The sequence below is a fragment of the Streptomyces phaeolivaceus genome, from assembly GCF_009184865.1.
Lineage (GTDB): Bacteria > Actinomycetota > Actinomycetes > Streptomycetales > Streptomycetaceae > Streptomyces > Streptomyces phaeolivaceus.
Window position 1 is genome coordinate 2,503,374 of record NZ_CP045096.1, and the last position, 17,496, is coordinate 2,520,869.

At 72.0% G+C, this 17,496-nt stretch carries 17 protein-coding genes; 9 read left to right on the top strand and 8 right to left on the bottom strand.

Features of this window, described 5'->3' with window-relative positions; genetic code table 11:
• Positions 1-28 precede the first annotated feature (28 nt).
• The 6 genes from F9278_RS11705 (at position 29) to F9278_RS11730 (ending at position 6,523) form a co-directional block, all read left to right on the top strand.
• Positions 29-1,090 carry a FecCD family ABC transporter permease gene (locus tag F9278_RS11705; RefSeq protein ID WP_152173806.1) on the top strand — a complete coding sequence of 354 codons (1,062 nt, stop codon included), beginning with the start codon at positions 29-31 and terminating at the stop codon, positions 1,088-1,090.
• Between the two features lie 8 nt (positions 1,091-1,098).
• Positions 1,099-1,944, top strand: coding sequence for a heme ABC transporter ATP-binding protein (locus F9278_RS11710; protein ID WP_152168273.1), 846 nt, complete (start codon positions 1,099-1,101; stop codon positions 1,942-1,944).
• 208 nt (positions 1,945-2,152) lie between these two features.
• Positions 2,153-3,316 carry an iron uptake system protein EfeO gene (gene efeO, locus F9278_RS11715; protein ID WP_152168274.1) on the top strand — a complete coding sequence of 388 codons (1,164 nt, stop codon included), beginning with the start codon at positions 2,153-2,155 and terminating at the stop codon, positions 3,314-3,316.
• A 2-nt stretch (positions 3,317-3,318) separates the two neighbouring features.
• Positions 3,319-4,629 carry an iron uptake transporter deferrochelatase/peroxidase subunit gene (efeB, locus tag F9278_RS11720; RefSeq protein WP_152168275.1) on the top strand — a complete coding sequence of 437 codons (1,311 nt, stop codon included), beginning with the start codon at positions 3,319-3,321 and terminating at the stop codon, positions 4,627-4,629.
• 3 nt (positions 4,630-4,632) lie between these two features.
• Positions 4,633-5,514, top strand: coding sequence for an iron uptake transporter permease EfeU (efeU, locus tag F9278_RS11725; RefSeq protein WP_152168276.1), 882 nt, complete (start codon positions 4,633-4,635; stop codon positions 5,512-5,514).
• A 58-nt stretch (positions 5,515-5,572) separates the two neighbouring features.
• The gene (locus F9278_RS11730; protein WP_226966702.1) at positions 5,573-6,523 is read left to right on the top strand and encodes a hypothetical protein; all 951 of its coding nucleotides are present in this window, start codon (positions 5,573-5,575) and stop codon (positions 6,521-6,523) included.
• 68 nt (positions 6,524-6,591) lie between these two features.
• Here F9278_RS11730 and F9278_RS11735 read toward each other — a convergent pair whose 3' ends face one another.
• A complete protein-coding gene (locus F9278_RS11735) occupies positions 6,592-7,344 on the bottom strand; it encodes a bifunctional DNA primase/polymerase (RefSeq protein WP_152168278.1) in 753 nt (250 codons plus the stop codon).
• Positions 7,345-7,589: 245 nt separating this feature from the next.
• A complete protein-coding gene (locus F9278_RS11740; protein ID WP_152168279.1) occupies positions 7,590-8,225 on the bottom strand; it encodes a TetR/AcrR family transcriptional regulator in 636 nt (211 codons plus the stop codon).
• Positions 8,226-8,321: 96 nt separating this feature from the next.
• On the opposite strand from F9278_RS11740, the gene F9278_RS11745 reads away from it, so the two are divergent.
• Positions 8,322-8,519: a DUF6243 family protein gene (locus F9278_RS11745; protein WP_152168280.1), complete on the top strand. Its 198-nt coding sequence runs from the start codon at positions 8,322-8,324 to the stop codon at positions 8,517-8,519.
• 93 nt (positions 8,520-8,612) lie between these two features.
• Here F9278_RS11745 and F9278_RS11750 read toward each other — a convergent pair whose 3' ends face one another.
• The 5 genes from F9278_RS11750 to F9278_RS11775 all read right to left on the bottom strand — a co-directional run bounded on the left by F9278_RS11750 (position 8,613) and on the right by F9278_RS11775 (position 13,534).
• On the bottom strand, positions 8,613-9,356 hold the full coding sequence (locus F9278_RS11750) for a VOC family protein (RefSeq protein WP_152168281.1): 744 nt from the start codon (positions 9,354-9,356) through the stop codon (positions 8,613-8,615).
• Positions 9,353-9,835, bottom strand: coding sequence for a GNAT family N-acetyltransferase (locus F9278_RS11755; RefSeq protein WP_152168282.1), 483 nt, complete (start codon positions 9,833-9,835; stop codon positions 9,353-9,355). Before F9278_RS11755 ends, F9278_RS11750 begins: the two co-directional genes overlap by 4 nt.
• 43 nt (positions 9,836-9,878) lie before the next feature.
• Positions 9,879-10,907, bottom strand: a complete 1,029-nt coding sequence (locus tag F9278_RS11760; RefSeq protein ID WP_404818870.1) for a small ribosomal subunit Rsm22 family protein — start codon at positions 10,905-10,907, stop codon at positions 9,879-9,881.
• Positions 10,908-10,997: 90 nt separating this feature from the next.
• The gene (locus F9278_RS11770) at positions 10,998-12,131 is read right to left on the bottom strand and encodes a serine hydrolase domain-containing protein (RefSeq protein ID WP_152173808.1); all 1,134 of its coding nucleotides are present in this window, start codon (positions 12,129-12,131) and stop codon (positions 10,998-11,000) included.
• Complete coding sequence (locus F9278_RS11775) at positions 12,128-13,534, bottom strand: multidrug effflux MFS transporter (protein WP_226966703.1); 1,407 nt, start codon at positions 13,532-13,534, stop codon at positions 12,128-12,130. The genes F9278_RS11770 and F9278_RS11775 overlap by 4 nt, the downstream gene beginning before the upstream one ends.
• Positions 13,535-13,711: 177 nt before the next feature.
• On the opposite strand from F9278_RS11775, the gene F9278_RS11780 reads away from it, so the two are divergent.
• On the top strand, positions 13,712-14,731 hold the full coding sequence (locus F9278_RS11780; protein WP_152173809.1) for a Gfo/Idh/MocA family protein: 1,020 nt from the start codon (positions 13,712-13,714) through the stop codon (positions 14,729-14,731).
• On the opposite strand, the gene F9278_RS11785 is transcribed toward F9278_RS11780, so the two are convergent.
• A complete protein-coding gene (locus F9278_RS11785; RefSeq protein WP_152168283.1) occupies positions 14,718-16,379 on the bottom strand; it encodes an alkaline phosphatase D family protein in 1,662 nt (553 codons plus the stop codon). The genes F9278_RS11780 and F9278_RS11785 overlap by 14 nt on opposite strands.
• A 158-nt stretch (positions 16,380-16,537) precedes the next feature.
• Here F9278_RS11785 and F9278_RS11790 point away from each other — a divergent pair, with 158 nt between their 5' ends.
• Complete coding sequence (locus F9278_RS11790; RefSeq protein ID WP_152168284.1) at positions 16,538-17,317, top strand: SDR family oxidoreductase; 780 nt, start codon at positions 16,538-16,540, stop codon at positions 17,315-17,317.
• Positions 17,318-17,496: the final 179 nt, after the last annotated feature.

Genomic DNA, 17,496 nt, shown 5'->3' on the forward strand with positions numbered 1-17,496 from the left:
GTCCGGTGAGCCCCGGCCCACCGCGCCCGTGCCCGCCGCCCCCGCTTCCGCCTCCGCCCGCCGTCGCGCCCCTCTCCTCCTCACCGTCGGACTCGTCGCCGCCCTTCTCGTCCTGGTGCCCGTGGCCGGTGGGCTCGGGGCCTATCCGATCCCCACCGGTGATGTGATCTCCTCGGTCGTCCATCGGATCGGGCTCGGCGGGGCGGAGCTGGAGCGGGTGCCCGAGTCGGTGCTGTGGAACGTGCGGTTCCCGAGGATCGTGCTGGCGCTGCTGATCGGGGCGTCGCTCGGCTGCGCGGGGGCGCTGATGCAGGGGATCTTCGGGAACCCGCTGGCGGAACCGAGTGTCATCGGGGTGTCGCTGGGCGCGGCGGTGGGCGCGGTCGCCACGATCGCGTTCGGGATCACGTTCCTCGGGAACTGGACGGTGTCCGTCTTCGCGTTCGTCGCCGGTCTCATCACCGTGTTGGTCGTGTATGCCATGTCCCGGTCGGGCGGGCGTACGGAGGTCGTGACGCTGATCCTCACCGGGATCGCGGTGAACGCGTTCGCGGGGGCCACGATCGGGCTGTTCATCTTCCTGGCGGAGGACACGGCGGCCGTCAACCAGATCACGTTCTGGCAGCTGGGCTCGCTCGCGCAGTCGACCTGGCCGAAGGTGCTCGCGGTGCTGCCGTGCGCGGCGATCGGGCTGATCGTGGCGCCCTTCTACGCGCGGCGGCTGGATCTGCTCGCGCTGGGCGAGCGGCCGGCCCGGCATCTCGGGGTGGACGTGGAGCGGCTGCGGATCGTGCTGATCCTGGTCGTCGCGCTGCTGACCGCCGCCGCCGTGAGCGTGTCGGGGGTCATCGGGTTCGTCGGGCTGGTCATCCCGCACCTGCTGCGGATGGCGGCCGGGCCGGGGCACCGGTTCCTGATCCCGGGGAGCGCGCTCGCCGGGGCGGTCGTGCTGCTGGCGGCGGATCTCGCGGCCCGCACGATCGTCCAGCCCGCCGAACTGCCCCTCGGGGTCCTCACCGCGCTGATCGGCAGCCCGTTCTTCTTCTGGCTGCTCCGCAGGACCCGCCGCAGGCAAGGGGGTTGGGCATGAGGTTCAGGATGAGCACGGCGTCCCTGCGGGGACGGCTGGGTTCCGGCGCCCCCACTCCCCCGGCCCCGGCCGGGCCCGGTGACGTGCTCGCCGAGGCCGAGGACGTGAGCGTCCGGCTCGGCGCCCGCGAAGTCCTCCACGGTGTGTCGATCGCCGCCCGCGCCGGCGAGGTGCTCGCCCTCGTCGGGCCCAACGGTGCTGGAAAATCAACCCTGTTGGGGGCTCTCGCCGCCGATATGCCGGTGGACGGCGGGGTCGTACGGGTGCACGGGCGGCCGGCGGGCGAGTGGTCGGCGCCCGAACTCGCGCTGCGGCGGGCGGTGTTGCCGCAGTCGGCGGTGCTGTCGTTCCCGTTCACGGTGGAGGAGGTCGTACGGATGGGGCGGGCGCCGTGGGCGCGGCAGCCGGACATGTACGACGAGGACGACACGGCTGTCGCGGAGGCGATGGCGGTCACCGAGGTCACCGGGTTCGCGGCCCGGCCCTTCTCCGCGCTGAGCGGTGGCGAGCGGGCCCGGGTGGCGCTGGCGCGGGTGCTGGCCCAGCGGGCGCCGCTGCTGATGCTGGACGAGCCGACGGCCGCGTTGGACCTCAGGCACCAGGAGTTGGTGCTGCGGGTGTGCCGGGCGCGGGCGCGGGCCGGGGACGCGGTGGTGGTCGTGCTGCACGATCTGGGGCTCGCGGCGGCGTACGCGGACCGGGTGGCCGTCCTGCGCGACGGGCGGGTCGCGGCGGACGGACCGCCGGCCGGGGTGTTCGAGGAAGCACTGCTGTCGGACGTGTACCGGCAGCCGGTCGAGGTGTTCCCGCATCCACGAACCGGCGATGTCCTGATCACACCGAAACGGGGGTAACAGGGTTCTTGACCTCGATCGGGGGCTCTTGACCCGCTCTTGACCGGAGTATGGGGGCTGTTTTGAGCCACTGTGATCCGGTCGTGCTCGCCCAGCCCCGAGGAGAGGGATTCACTGGACGCACAGCAATTGGTTAGGTAAGCCTTATGTAACCATGAGGCGGCCCAGCCTTTCCTGTGCGTCCCCCGTGTATCTCCTTGGAGCCGAAATGCGCCCCCTCAGACGCCCCTTCAGACTCTCCGTCGTCACCGCCGCCACGACCGTGGCCGCCCTGACCGCTCTCACCGGCTGCACCGAAAAAAGCGGTGCGGGCGCGGACGGGGCGATCGCGGTGACCGCGACCGACACCAAGTGCGAGGTGTCGAAGAAGGAGTTCCCGGCGGGCCATGTCGAGTTGGACATCGAGAACAAGGGCTCCAAGGTCACCGAGGTGTATCTGCTCTTCCCGGACGACCGGGTGGTCACCGAGCGCGAGAACATCGGGCCCGGCACCAAGCAGAAGGTCACCGCCGAGGTGAAGGAGGGCGACTACCGGATCGCCTGCAAGCCGGGGATGAAGGGTGACGGCATCCGCCAGGACGTCACCGCCACCGGCTCCGGCAAGATCGCGAAGCGGGACCCCCGGCTCGACAAGGCCGTGGCCTCGTACCGCAAGTACGCGCAGGAGCAGGCCGACGCGACGATCCCGCTGGTGAAGGTGTTCGCCGAGGCCGTCAAGGACGGGGACATCGCGGCGGCGAGGAAGGCGTACGCGCCCTCGCGGATCGGCTGGGAGCGGACCGAGCCGGTCGCCGAGTCCTTCGGGGACATCGACCCGAAGGTGGATGTGCGGGCGGACGGTCTGGAGGAGGGCCAGGACCCGGAGAAGGACTGGACGGGCTGGCACCGGCTTGAGCGTTCGCTCTGGCAGGACGGCAAGCTCACCGCCCGCGACTCCGAGCTGGCCGACCAGCTGGTGACCGATCTGGAGGACTGGCAGAAGCGGGTCGGCAAGGCCGAGATCACCCCGACCTCCATGGCCAACGGCGCCAAGGAACTCCTCGACGAGGTCGCCACCGGCAAGGTCACCGGCGAGGAGGAGCGCTACTCGCACACCGACCTCGTCGACTTCAAGGCCAACGTCGAGGGCGCCGAGGAGTCGTACGCGCTGCTGAAGTCGGTCGCCGCCGAGAACGACCCGGAGCTGACGAAGGAACTCGACCAGCAGTTCGCGGCGTTGAACACGCTGCTCGACAAGTACCGTGCGGACAAGACGGGTTATGACTTCGTCTCCTACGACAAGGTCGGCAAGGCGGAGCGCAAGGAACTGTCGGACGCCGTGAACGCCCTCGCCGAGCCGCTGTCGCAGCTCGCGGCAGCCGTGGTGAAGTGACGATGGCCACCGAGGATCCCTCCGCCGAGGCCCCTTCCCACGAGCCCCCCTCCTCCAAGGCCCCCGACACCCGTGCCCCCTCCCGGCGGGCGCTGATCGGCTGGGGCGGTGCCGGGCTCGCGCTCGGGGCCGCCGCGGCCGGGGGCGCGGCGGCCGTCGCCCGTACCGGCGACGACGGCGGCTCCCCCGGCGCGGGCGCCGCAGTGGCCTTCCACGGCGCCCATCAGGCCGGGATCGCCACGCCCGTGCAGGACCGGCTGCACTTCGCCGCGTTCGACGTGGAGACGGACGACCGGGCCGAATTCGTGGCGATGCTGAAGGACTGGACGGCCGCCGCGCGCCGGATGACGGCCGGGCAGGCCGTCGGCGACGGCGCGTACGGCGGTCTGCCGGAGGCCCCGCCGGACGACACCGGGGAGGCGCTGGGGCTGAGGCCGTCCCGGCTGACGCTGACGGTCGGCTTCGGGCCGTCGCTGTTCGACCGGTTCGGGCTGGCGGGACGGCGGCCCGAAGCCCTGGTGGATCTGCCGCAGTTCGCCGGCGACAACCTGGACAGGGCCCGCAGCGGCGGCGACCTGTGCGTACAGGCCTGCGCGGACGATCCGCAGGTGGCCGTGCACGCCATCCGCAACCTCGCCCGGATCGGCTTCGGCAAGGTGTCGGTGCGCTGGTCGCAGCTCGGGTTCGGCAAGACCTCCTCGACCACACCCGAGGCACAGACCCCGCGCAACCTCATGGGGTTCAAGGACGGCACCCGCAACATCGCGGGTACGGAGACGGCCCGGCTGAAGAGGTTCGTGTGGGTCGGCGCGAAGGACGTCGACGCGAACTCGGCCTGGATGAGCGGTGGTTCGTATCTGGTCGCCCGGCGCATCCGGATGCACATCGAGCCCTGGGACCGGACCTCGCTGCAGGAGCAGGAGGACATCTTCGGCCGTGACAAGGGCGAGGGCGCGCCGGTGGGGAAGGCGAAGGAGCGGGACGAGCCGTTCCTGAAGGCGATGCTGCCGGACGCGCATGTCCGGCTCGCGCACCCCGACTCCAACGACGGGGCGACGCTGCTGCGGCGCGGCTACTCCTTCACCGACGGCACGGACGGGCTGGGCCGTCTGGACGCGGGCCTGTTCTTCCTCGCCTACCAGCGCGATGTGCGCACGGGGTTCATCCCGGTCCAGCGCAATCTGGCCGCGGACGCGCTCAACGAGTACATCCAGCACGTGGGTTCGGCGGTCTTCGCGGTCCCGCCGGGCGTCCGGGACGCGGACGACTGGTGGGGCCGGGCACTGTTCTCTCCCTCGACGACAGAAGGCTGAGCCGTGTTCGCGAACTATCTGATCGGTCTGCGGGAGGGTCTGGAGGCCAGTCTCGTCGTCTGCGTCCTCATCGCCTATCTGGTGAAGACCGACCGCAGGGACGCGCTGAAGCCCGTCTGGACCGGCATCGGGGTCGCCGTCGGGCTGGCGCTCGCGTTCGGCTGTGTCCTCGAATTCGGCTCCCAGGAGCTGACGTTCAAGGCGCAGGAGGCACTCGGCGGCTCCCTGTCGATCATCGCCGTGGTCCTGGTGACCTGGATGGTCTTCTGGATGCGGCGCACCGCCCGCCATCTGAAGGCCGATCTGCGCGGCAAGCTGGACGCGGCCCTGCGGATGGGCACGGGCGCGCTGGTGGCGACCGCGTTCCTGGCGGTGGGCCGGGAGGGCCTGGAGACCTCGCTGTTCGTGTGGACGTCCGTACGGGCGTCCGGCGACGGTACCGAGGGCCCGTTGATCGGCGTACTGCTGGGCCTGGTGACGGCGGTGGTGCTCGGCTGGCTGTTCTACCGGGGCGCGCTGCGCATCAACCTCGCCAAGTTCTTCACCTGGACCGGCGGCATGCTCGTGGTGGTCGCGGCCGGTGTCCTCGCGTACGGCTTCCACGACCTCCAGGAGGCCGACTTCCTGCCCGGCCTGACGGACAAGGCGTTCGACATCACCGGGACGATCCCGCCGGACAGCTGGTACGGCACGCTGCTGAAGGGCGTGTTCAACTTCCAGCCCGACCCGACGGTCCTGCAAGTCACGGTCTGGCTCCTGTACCTGGTCCCGACGCTCGCGCTGTTCCTCGCCCCGGTAGGGTTCGCCTCCGGGAAGGGGAAGGTGAAGATTCCTGATGAGCAGGGGCAGGGTGCGCGGGGTTCGCGGTCCACGGACACTTCGTGAGGTTCGTGCGGTTCGCGAGGTTCGTGCGGTTCGCGAGGTTCGTGCGGTTCGTACGCTGATGACCACGGCGGTGGCCGCGCTGTCGTTGACGGTGAGCGGGTGTGTGGTGGTCCGCGGCGATCTGGAGGTCGTCCCCACGGCGACCCAGGGCGAGGCGGCGCGGGCGCTGGAGGACTTCACCGTCGCGTACAACAAGGCGGACAAGGCGTACGACCAGTCCCAGGACGCCTCCCGGGTCACCGGCGCGCTCGCGGACATCGACGGCGGCAAGCTCCGCTCGGGCGCGAAGCTCAACCCGGGCGGCAACCCCAACCATGTGCCGCTGAAGCTGACCGACGTCACGTACACGATTCCGGAGAAGGCGGCCTGGCCGCGCTGGTTCGTGGCCGACGCCGCCGCCAACAAGGGCAACAAGACGGACCGTTGGCTGTTCGTCTTCACCCGGGACGGGCTGACCGATCTGTGGGAGGTGTCCTTCCTCACGGTCGTCCCCGCCGACGACATGCCCGAGTTCCAGAAGGACGAGAACGGCAACGCGCAGGTCGTCCAGCCCGACGACACCCAACTCTCCGTCGAGCCCTCCGAGTTGCCCGACCGGTACGTCACCTACCTCAAGAACGACAGCGCCCTCTTCGCGGACGGCCCGTACACCTCCGAGGAGCGGGCCCGGCGGCAGGAGAACGCGCGGAAGCCGGGGCTGGCACGGCAGTACATCGACGAGGCCCTCACCAACGGCGACTACGCGCCGGTCGGGCTGCGCACCACGGACGGTGGCGCGCTGGTCTTCTTCACCACCCGCACCTATCAGAAGCAGACCGCCGCGCAGGGCGTGACCATCCCGGTCAACGACGCGGCCGTCCGGGCGCTGATGACGGGCGAGCCCAAGCAGTCCCTGACCCTGGAGTTCGTGAACAACCAGGCGGTCCTCGATCCGGCGAAGACCGAGTCGGACCAGCAGGTGAGGGTGCTGAGCCAGGTGGGCGGGCTCACGGGGGCGAAGGGCGAGTGACGCGGGGCGAGTGACGCGGGGCGGATGGAGCCGGGCCGGTGAGGCGGGGCGGCTCGGGACCGGTCGGGTCAACCCCGGGAGGGCCAGGCCGTGTTCGCGTGGTCCGGCTGTTCGCCGACATGGCGGGAGCAGGCGTCGGTGAGGATCTCCAGCAGGCTCAGCGGGTCCGGCAGGGGGTGCTCGGGGCCGCGTACCCAGTGGACGTCGAGGTCACCGGGGAGCCGGGCCGGCGGGACCAGGACATAGGACCCCCGGCAGTGCCAGCGCAGGCCCGGGTGCTCGTCCATGGTCTCCGGGTGGCAGTCCAGCTCGCAGGGCCACCACTCGTCCTCGTCCTCGGGCGTGCCCCGGGTGAGGGTGAAGAACAGCAGCCGTCCCTCGCCGGACTCGGACTGGGACTCCGCGACCGGCCCCACCTCGATCCCGGCGGCGAGCAGCCGCTCCAGGGCCTCGCTGCCGGCGGCGAAGGGGACGTCCAGCACATCGTGGACCATGCCGGTCGCGGTGATGAAGTTGGCCTGCGGCTGGTGCCGGGCCCAGCGCTCGATCTGGGCGCGGTCGGTGGTCGACTGCGTCTGCCAGGCGAAGGACACCGGGTGCCGGGCGGGGGTGGGACAGCCGACGCGGTCGCAGGAACACCGGAAGCCCGAGGGGTATGCGGCGGGCGCGAGCGGGAGTCCGGCAGCGGCGGCGGCGATCAGCAGCTCCTCACGGCCGGTGCCGTCGGCGCCCTGGTCGAGCGGGCGGCCGGGACGACGGGCGCGCAGCCACTCGGAGAACTTGCCCTGCCGACCGGTCCGGCCGCCGAACGTCGCGCTCATCTATCGCCTCGCCTCGCTGTGGTGCGGACAGCATGCTTCATCGTCCCACCATCCTGCGCCGCGGGTGGCCGGAGCCCACATCCGGGGTAGGTGGGGCGAAGCCGGGGTGCGGACAGGGATGGTGGGCTATCACATGCTTTGGCGGGATTTGGAGCCGGTCACAGCCGCCGCCCGGACGCCGTTCGGACGTCATTTGGGCGCCACTTGGTCGGATTGATCACACTCGGGCGGCGTGTTGACGGGGCTCAGCGGGGCGCGAGGCCGTACAGGGCGTATTCGACGAGTGCGTCCGTGTAGTCGTACGAGATGGGGCCCGTGTACTGGAGCCAGCGCTGGGCGAGCGGGGAGACGAAGAGCTCCAGGGCGATCCGGGGGTCGATGTCGGGGCGTACCGCGCCCTGCTCCTGGGCGGCGCGCAGGCGCTTCACATAGAGCTGGAGCTGGGGTTCCAGCAGTTTGCCGACGAACTCGGTGCCGAGCTGCCGGTTGACCACTCCCTCGGCGGCCAGGGCGCGCGAGGGGACCTCGAACTTGGGATCGAGGAGTTCGTCGACGGTGGCACGCAGGACCGCCTTGAGGTCGGCTTCGAGGTCCCCGGTGTCCGGGATCTCGTACTCGGCGTGCTCCCCGACGACCTCGGGGCGGGCGGCGGCCTCGGCCGCCTGGGCGCTCAGGTCGAGGAACGCCTCCAGGAGCACCTCCGCCTTGGAGGCCCACCACCGGTAGATCGTCTGCTTCCCGACGCCGGCGCGGGCCGCGATGCCCTCGATGGTCGTCTTCTGGTAGCCGACCTCGCCGACGAGGGCGAGGGCGGCGTCGTAGATGGCGCGGCGCGACTTCTCGCTGCGCCGGGCGGAATCAGGGGCGGTCTTGTTGGCCATGCTCCGAATTTATCAGGTTGACAAGACGGTGCGTCTCGCCTCATGGTGAGAAGCGTAGACGAGACGAACCGTATCGTCGCAGCGAAGGAGAGTGTCATGACCCGAGGTGGAGCAGGGAACATGCTGGGCGTCGGCGGCTCCCGCCGGAACCTGGGCCGCGCGGCCCTGCGCGGCGGCCCCGCGAACGGCCGCGTCGGTGGCGGCCTCGACGCCCAGGCCCAGAAGCGGGAGCTGCTGCGCAAGCTCCAGGAGAAGCAGGAGAGGCGGGCCGGGCAAGGGGAGCAGGAGGAATAGGAGGAATAGGAGGAATAGGAAGGGCGGAGGGCAGGGGGAACGCCGGGACGGTCGCACGGCCGGGGGGGTCGTGCGACCGACGAGGCTTCGTGATCAGGTGCGGGTTCGGAGCCGGACCACCCGCAGGGGGAGGCCTTCCGGGCTGGTCAACCGCAGTACGGAACGGTCGGGGTCGTACGGCCACGAGGCAAGGCCCCGACCGTACTCGCGCACCCGCGCGGCGACGGCGGCCAGGTCGTCGACCCCGACCGCCAGCTCCCATCGCGGGGCGGCGGGCCCGGTGGCGGCGTAGGTGCCGTCGGCGTGGTTGTCGGTGAAGTCGGCGGCGGGGAGGTCCGTGCCGGTCACGTCACGGTAGAAGCGCCGGGCGCGGTCCGGTCGTTCGCAGGCCAGGACCATACGGTGCGGGGTGCCCGGGGAACCCGGTGGGAACCGCCACCCGCCGAATCGGTACGGCTGCCACAGGGAGACCCCGGCGCCCTCCGGGTCGACCAGGGTGGCCATCCGCCCTTGGTCGCCCGCGTCGAAGGGCGGGACGACGAGACCGGCCCCGCGCGCCAGCGCCCTGTCCGTACGACGGTCGAGGTCGTCGACCGCGAGGTAGTAGGCGATATGGGCGGGCGTGCCCGGCGGATAGAAGGGCTGGGCGAGGTCGCTGACCCCGCCGATCCGGTGGCCGTTCCCCGTGCTGATCTTCGTCGCCCGGCGCGGGTCGTCCTCGTCCACGGCGAAGCGCCGGCCCAGGGCGGCGGTGAGGAAGGCGGCGGTGCCGGGCAGGTCACGGGTCTTGAGGTCCATCCAGCAGAACCCGGTCGGAGAGGCGGGACCGGCGGTCATCCGGTCGGCTCCAGCAGGTCCAGGACTCCCACCGTCTGGCCGCCGCTGGTCTCCCCCGTCGTACGGAAGCCGAGGCCGAGGTAGAAGGCCTCCGGGCCGTCGGGGCCGGGGTGCCAGGTGACGAAGAGGCGGTCGCCGCCTCGGCGGCGGATCTCGGCGGCGACGGACTCGACGGCGAAGCGGCCGTAGCCGCGGCCCTGCGCGTCCGCGCCGATGTTGAGCCGCCAGAGCCCGGAGCGGATGTCGGTGCCCGAGCCGTCGCCCTTCCAGTCGATGTCGAGGAAGGCCATCAGGAAACCGACGGCCCGGTCCCCGTCCAGGATGAGCCGGGGCCAGGCGACGCCGGGATGGACGTACGCCTCGGCCAGCGACTTCTCGACCGGCTCCACCAGGTGTTCCTGATCGGGACGGATCCGGACGCCGAGCGCGGCATCGAGGTTGGCGGGGGTTATCTCGGCCAGCTGTGGGGTGGTGGACATGATCGACGAGATAGCCGGAAGAGGTGCGGGCGCCGCAACCGATTTACCCGGTGGCCGGGGGCCAGGCGTCGCCCCAGTCGGTGTCGCGGGCCGCGCGGTAGAGGAGGCCGTGGCGTTTGGTGACGGTGGTCCGGGTGAGGGCGGGCTCGGTCTCGCAGAGGTCCAGCAGGACCTGGCCCTTGCGGATCTGGGGCCTGCGGACCACGCGGGAGGGGGCCGGGTCCGGAGGGAAGCGGGTGGCGGCGACGTAGCTGAACTTCTCGTCCTCGTACGGCAGGGAGCCGCCCTTGACCTGGCGGTGCAGGGAGGAACGGCTGACCCGGGCCGAGAAGTGGCACCAGTCTTCACCGGGGACGATGGGGCAGGCGGCGCTGTGCGGGCAGGGGGCGGCGATGTGGAACCCGGCGGCGACCAGCCGCTCCCGGGCCTCGATGACGCGGGCGTAGCCGTCGGGGGTGCCGGGTTCGATGATCACGACGGCCTGGGCGGCGGTCGCGGCGGCCTCCACCACGGCCGCGCGGTCGGTGGGGGTCAGCTCGCCGAGGACGTAGGAGACGGTGACGAGATCGGTGTCGGCGATGGTGAGCGCCGATCCGATACGGGCGCGCTGCCACTCGGCGCCCTTCAGCTCCGGGTTCGCCGCGGCGATCTCCCGGCCGAGCGCGAGCGCCGGCTCCGCCCAGTCGAGCACGGTCACGGGCCGGGCACCCTCCCAGGTGGCGTTCACCGCCCAGGTCGCCGCGCCCGTGCCCCCGCCGACATCCACATGACCACCGGGCACCCAGCCGGGCACCGCCGTCGCGAACGCCTCCAGCGCCGAGCACACCGCCTCGAACGTCGCCGGCATCCGGTACGCCGCGTACGCCACCACGTCCGCCCGGTCCCGCAGCACGGGCGCGTCCGTCGGCGTCCGCCCCCGGTAGTTCGCGATCAGCCGCTCCACCGCCTGCGTGGCCGACTTGGGCGGCAGCCCGTCGAGCAGCCCGGCGAGCGCGGTGCGGAGGGTGGCGGAGGGGGTGGCGGAGGGGGTGGCGGAGGAGGCAGGGGAGGCGGGGGTGGCTGGGGCGTTCACGGGGTGATTCTACGAGGGGGTGGGTCGGGGGCCGCCCGAGCGTACGGCTCCGGCCGGCGTCCCACACCGCCGTAGTCCCCAGCCGCCGTCTCATCTCCCCCGTATCGCCCGCGCCACCCGCGTCCCCGCCGCCGCTCGTGCCGCGTTGATCGGGGCGTGACGGCGGGGGTGGACCGCGTTGGTGAGGAGGATCAGGAAGGTGTCCGTGGCCTGGTCGAGGACCAGGGAGGTGCCGGTGAAGCCGGTGTGGCCGGCCGCGCCCCGGCCCGCCAGTTCCCCCATGAACCAGGACTGGTCGAGGGCGAAGCCGAGGCCGGGCGGGGTGAGCATCAGCTCGACGAAGTCGGGGCCGAGGATGCGGGCGGGGCCGTAGGAGCCCCCGGCCAGCAGGGTGCGGCAGAAGACCGCCAGGTCACGCGCGGTGGAGAAGAGGCCCGCGTGGCCGGCCACGCCGCCGAGGGACCAGGCGTTCTCGTCGTGGACCTCGCCACGCACCATGCCCCGGTCCGCCTTCGCCCAGGGCCGGCGCTGGTCCTCCGTCGCGGCGGCGGCCGGGCAGGGGCCGAAGGTCGTCGACACCATGCCCAGGGGGTGGGTGATGCCGTCGCGGATCAGGACGTCGAGCGGGCGGCCGGTGAGGCGTTCCAGGACGTGCTGGAGGAGCAGGAGGTTCAGGTCGGAGTAGAGGTGGGCCCCGCCGGGGGGCGTCATCGGGGTCTGCGCGCGGAGCATCGCCAGCCGGGCCGCCGGGGACGGGCAGTCGTACAGCGGGAGTTCGGGGCGGAGCCCGGAGGTGTGGGTGAGCAGGTGGCGGACGGTGAGGCCGTGTGCGGCGGCGCCGGTGAAGTCGGGGAGGTACGCGGCCACCTTCGCGTCGATGCCGAGGGTGCCGCGCTCCAGCTGCTGGACGGCGGCCACGGCGGTGAACAGCTTGGTGAGGGAGGCCAGGTCGAAGGGGGTCTGGGGGGTCGCCGGGACGCGGGCGTCCGGCGGCAGTTCCCGTCCCCGGTCGGCGCGTTCGTCGTGGGCCTCGTAGCGGACCGCCCAGCCCGCCGCCTCCTCGACGGCGACGACGGGGCCGCGCCCGGCGAGGACCACGGCGGCGGGGGCCCGGGGCCGCTCCCCCTCCGTCAGCGCGCGCACGTCCCTGACGAGGCGGCGCAGTTCCTCGGGGTCGAGTCCGGCCCGTTCCGGGGTGTCCGTGCGCAGTCTCGGCGCGCTCAGCTCTCCGCTCCCTCCGTCTTCGAATCCGTCTTCGCAACCGCCGTCGAATCCGCCGTCGAATCCGCCGTCGTACTCACCGTCGTACCCACCGAAGTACCCACTGCCGTACGCCTGTTCCAGGGACGGCACAGTGCCATGAAGCAGGCCGCGGCCACCAGTGTCGCGGCCAGTTGGACGACGGCCATGGGCACGGCGGTGTCCTCGCCCGCGACGCCGACCAGGGGGGACGCTATCGCGCCGATCAGGAAGGACGAGGTACCCAGCAGCGCCGACGCGGAACCCGCCGCGTGCCGGACCCGCATCAGGGCGAGCGCCTGGGTGTTGGGGAGGGTGACACCCATCGCGGACATCAGTACGAAGAGGGCCACCGACACCGGGGCGAGACCGACCTCGCCGAAGACGCCGAGGGACATCAGCAGCAGCGCGGTCGCGGAGACGGCGACGATCGCGAGGCCCACCGCGAACACCTTGTCCAGGCTGACGCGGCCGACCAGGATCTTGCCGTTGATCTGGCCGACGACGACGAGGCCGACGGAGTTGACGCCGAAGAGCAGGCTGAACGTCTGCGGGGAGGCGCCGTAGATCTCCTGGATCACGAACGGGGAGGCGCTGATGTAGGCGAAGAGGGCGGCGAAGGCGAAGCCGCCGGCGAGCGTGTAGCCCATGAAGACCCGGTCGGTGAGCAGGCCGCGCATGGCGCCCAGGGTCTCGCTGATGCCGCCGCCGTGGCGTTCGGCGGGGGTGAGCGTCTCGGGGAGTCTCGCCCAGACGACCGCGAGGAGCGCGACACCGATTCCCGTGAGGAGGACGAAGACGCCCCGCCAGTCCGTGACACGGAGGATCTGACCGCCGATCAGGGGCGCGATGATCGGGGCCACCCCGGAGATCAGCATCAGGGTGGAGAAGAAGCGGGCCATCGCGTCGCCGTCGTACAGGTCGCGGACCACGGCTCGGGCGATCACGATCCCGGCCGAACCGGCGAGTCCCTGCACCAGACGGAAGGCGATGAGGGTCTCGATGGTGGGGGCGAGGGCGCACAGCGCGGTGGCGACGATGTAGACGGCGAGACCGAGGAGCAGCGGGCGGCGGCGGCCGAAGCGGTCGCTCATGGGGCCGATCAGGAGCTGGCCGAGCGCCATGCCGGCGAGGCAGGCCGTGAGGGTGAGCTGGACCGTGGTGGCGGGGGCGTGCAGGGAGGTGGTGACCTCCGGCAGGGCCGGGAGGTACATGTCCATCGCGAGCGGCGGGGTGGCGGTGAGCCCGCCGAGGATGAGCGTGACGAGGAGGCCGGTGCGGCGCGGGGCGGTGGGGTTCGCCGGCGGCGCCTGTGGCCGCGCGGCCTCCCCCGTTGCCGTCGTGTCCGGCTCGGCCTGCGCCGAGCCCGGTATGTGCCCCTCGGGCATGTGCCCCTCCCTCTCCGTTCGGTCCGCCACCTATGCTCTCAGCTCGTACGACGTGGGCGGGGTCACAATCCCGCCCCGGGGCCGAGGACAGGGGTGGCGATGTCGAACGACGGACGGCCGGACGACGGGCGGTCGAACGACGGACGGCCGGACGACGGGCGGTCGAACGACGGACCGGTGCGGTGGGGGATCCTGGCGACCGGAGGGATCGCCGCGGCCTTCACGGCCGACCTCGTCGACCTGCCGGACGCCGAGGTCGTGGCGGTGGCGTCGCGCAGCGAGGCCTCGGCGAAGACCTTCGCGGAACGGTTCGGGATACCGAGGGCGTACGGCGACTGGCGGGCGCTCGCCGAGGACACGGACGTGGACGTGGTGTACGTCGCCACTCCGCACGCGGCGCACCGGGTGGCCGCCGGGATGTGTCTGGAGGCGGGGCGGAACGTGCTGTGCGAGAAGGCGTTCACGCTGAACGTACGGGAGGCGGAGGAGCTGGTCGCCCTGGCCCGGGACCGCGGGCGGTTCCTGATGGAGGCCATGTGGATGTACTGCAATCCGCTGGTGCGGCGGCTGACGGAGCTGGTGCGGGACGGCGCGATCGGTGAGGTGCGCACCGTGCAGGCCGACTTCGGGCTCGCGGGGCCCTTCCCGCCCTCGCACCGGCTGCGGGATCCGGCGCAGGGCGGGGGCGCGCTGCTCGACCTCGGGGTGTACCCGGTGTCGTTCGCGCAGCTGCTGCTCGGGGAGCCGTCGGACGTCACGGGCCGGGCGGTGCTCTCGGAGGAGGGTGTCGACCTCCAGACCGGCGCGCTGCTGTCCTGGGAGAGCGGTGCCATCGCCTCGCTGCACTGTTCCATCGTGGGCGGCACGGGCACGTCGGCCTCGGTGACCGGTTCCGAGGGCCGTATCGACATCCCGTCCGGGTTCTTCTTCCCGGAGGAGTTCGTCCTGCACCGCGACGGCCGCGACCCGCGGGTCTTCACCGCGGATCCGGCCGACGGGCCCCGCAACAGCCTCCGTCACGAGGCCGCCGAGGTGATGCGCGCCCTGCGCGTCGGTGAGACGGAGTCCCCGCTCGTCCCCCTCGACGGCACCCTCGCCGTGATGCGCACCTTGGACGCGGTCCGGGACCGTATCGGGGTGCGCTACCCCGGCGAGGAGCACCGCCTCGGTGAGGAGCCGGCGATCACGCCGGTGTGAGCCCCGGCGCGCCCGCCTCGACCGCGAAGGACGCCACCGTGGAGATGCCGGCCCCGGTGGTCGTCACGTACGGCACGGCCTTGAAGTCGGCGCGGGCCGCCTCGCGGTCGAGGGCGACGGTGAGGTACCCCCGGCGGCCGTTGTAGAAGCGCATATGGGGGTTGGCGGTCATGTAGGTGTCCCAGTTGGCGGGCCTGTCCGAGCCGTTGCCGCCGCTGGAGATGGACGTGGCGACGAGTTCGGTGCCGACGGTGCGGGACGAGCGGTCGTCGAAGTCGCGTTTGATGTCGAAGGCGTAGCCGACGTGGACGTCGCCGGTGAGGACCATCAGGTTCTCGATACCGGCGGCGTCCGCGCCCGCGAGGAGGCGTTCGCGGGAGGCGGTGTAGCCGTCCCAGGCGTCCATCGCCACCCGGTAGACGTCGCCGACGGCGTTGCGGCGCTGGGAGAAGGTGACCTGCTGGGGGACGACGTTCCAGACCGCGTCGGACCGGTCCCACCCGTCCAGGAGCCAGCGTTCCTGTGTGCCACCGGTCATCGTGCGGGCGGGGTCGGCGGACTCCGGTCCCGGGATCTGCCAGCCGTCGCCCTGTGCCTGGTTGGAGCGGTACTGGCGGGTGTCGAGTATGTCGAACTGGGCGAGGCGGCCCCACCGGAAGCGGCGGTAGAGCTTCATGTCGGGCCCGTCGGGGCGCTGCGGACGGCGCAGCGGCTGGTTCTCCCAGTACGCGCGGTAGGCGGCGGCGCGGCGCAGCAGGAACTCCTCGGAGGGCTCGCCGCCGTCGGGGTGGTCACCGGCGTAGTTGTTCTCGGTCTCGTGGTCGTCCCAGGTGACGACGAAGGGGTGCGCGGCGTGGGCGGCCCGCTGGTCGGGGTCGGTCTTGTGGAGGGCGTAGCGCAGTCGGTAGTCCTCCAGGGTGACGGTCTCGTGGTTGAAGACGTCGGGCAGGACGCGGTCGGTGTAGTTGCGGGCGCCGCCGACGGAGTTCACGGCGTACTCGTAGAGGTAGTCCCCGAGGTGGAAGACGACATCGATGTCCTCGTCCGCGAGGTGCTTGTAGGCGGTGTAGTGGCCCTGGTCGTACCGCTGGCAGGAGACGGCGGCGAAGGAGAGGCCGGTGGCGCCGGTCAGGTGGCCGCGAGCGGGGGCCGTGCGGGTGCGGCCGGTCTCGCTGATCCAGGTGCCGGTGCGGAAGCGGTAGTAGTAGACGCGTCCGGGGGCGAGGTGGCCGGCCTCGACATGGACCGTGTGGTGGAACTCGGGGTGGGCGGTGGCGGTGCCGCGTCTGACGACGCGTCGGAATCTCTCGTCCTGGGCCAACTCCCAGCGGACGGCGACCCGTTCGGCGGGCAGTCCGCCGTCGGCCTGGTACGGGGCCGGGGCGAGCCGGGTCCACAGGAGCACGGAGGTGGACAGCGGGTCGCCGGAGGCCACGCCGAGGGTGAAGGGGTCCTCGGTGATCTGGCTCGGGTCGAGCGTGGCGGCGGCAGCGGCACCGGCCGCGGGGAGGTTGGTGGCGAAGGCGAGCGCGGCGGCGGCTCCCGTGACGGTGAGGAAGCGGCGGCGATCGAAGTGCCGGGCGGCGGCACGGAGTTCGGATGCGTGGGACGAGTGGGTCCGCGTCGGCCCGTGGGCGGTGTGCGTCATCTGGCCCTCTGCTGAAGGTAGTTGTGCAAGTTATCGGAGTGGCCAGGTTGGACGATCTTCTGTCGCGTCCACAACACCCAGATGGCGGACGGATGAGTTCCGCATGATGGGCCCCACCTGCGCGGTCGAGCACGCGCCCTCCCTTACGCTGCGAGGCCATGAACGCTATGCGAACCAAGATCGCGATCGTGACAGGCGCGGGCTCCGGCATCGGCCGTGCCGTGGCCGTGGAACTGCTGCGCACCGGCTGGTCGGTGGCGCTGGCCGGCCGCCGCGAGGACCGGCTCGCCGGGACGGCGGCGGAGGCGGGCGCCCGCCTCCCTGGGGGCGGGTCCCCGGAAGCCCTGTGCGTCCGTACGGACGTCTCCCGGCCCGGTGACGTGGACGCGCTCCTCGCCGCCGTGCGCGACCGGTTCGGGCGGCTGGACCTGCTGTTCAACAACGCGGGCACGTTCGGGCCGGGCGGGGTGCCGGTGGAGGAGCTGGACTACGCGGCCTGGCGGCACGTGGTGGACACCAACCTCAACGGAGCGTTCCTGTGCGCGCAGGCGGCGTACCGCCAGATGAAGGACCAGGACCCGCGGGGCGGCCGGATCATCAACAACGGCTCCATCTCCGCGCACACCCCCCGCCCGCACTCCGTCGCCTACACCGCGACCAAGCACGCCCTGACCGGTCTCACCAAGTCCCTCTCCCTGGACGGCCGCCCGTACGGCATCGCCGTCGGCCAGATCGACATCGGCAACGCGGCGACGGACATGACGGAACGCATGGCGAAGGGCGTCCCCCAGGCCAACGGCCAACTCCTGCCCGAGCCGGTGATGGACGTGACGGACGTCGCCCGGACCGTCCGTCACATGGCGGAACTGCCACTGGAGGCGAACGTGCAGTTCGCGACGGTGATGGCGACGACGATGCCGTACGTGGGGCGGGGCTGAGCCGGTCGCGGCGGGATTCGTCCACGACTCAACCTGCACAAACGGAGGGCTCCCCTCCGGTCCATTCGGGCACGTGGGAGGCATATGCTCAGGACTCGTCTCCACGAGAGCTTCACACTTGGAGGCGATGGCTTCCGTGGCCAACCCGAGGGGGGTGGCGGCAGCCGTTCCGTGGCCCG